This window comes from Bacillus sp. 05T31, from assembly GCF_056396725.1.
Genome location: NZ_JBFTMA010001355.1, coordinates 1 through 473 on the forward strand (window position 1 = coordinate 1; position 473 = coordinate 473).

1 pseudogene is annotated in these 473 nt (G+C 32.1%); it reads right to left on the bottom strand.

From position 1 onward, the window contains the following. Window positions 1-230: 230 nt before the first annotated feature. A pseudogene (locus AC1DJR_RS33280) lies at window positions 231-473 on the bottom strand (MarR family transcriptional regulator); the annotation flags it as partial.

The following is a 473-nucleotide window of genomic DNA, read 5'->3' on the forward strand; positions in this document are numbered from 1 at the left end:
TTGTGAGGGTGGAGATTTTTGAGTGCTTTTCTCAAAAATACRACCCGTTCCTTGCGGAACTTTTAGCYATATATATAAGAGTGAGAAGAGCAAAGTGAAGAAAGTCAGTAATAGCAAGGGTTTATAAGACATAGGGTGTGAATTTTTTTTCACACCTGTGTGAATTTTTTTTCACACCTAAAAAATGGTAAAAACGACAAAAAAAAAGATGTCAATAGTAAAATTGGCATCTATAATAAGTAAACTGGCAATTTATGTTTTTTATTATCTCCACTGACTTTAAAATTTCTAAGTGACTTTTTAAAAATATGTTGAGTTGCTCGATCAACACTATCTTTTGGAGAACAACACATAATATTCGGGTTTACAAACCATGTACGACTAGTACAAGTTCTTCCATCATCAGTTGTCATTCCTGCTTCTGCAACACCTAAAACCCCTTTTTTTAATAAAGAATTCATTGTTTTAGAAAC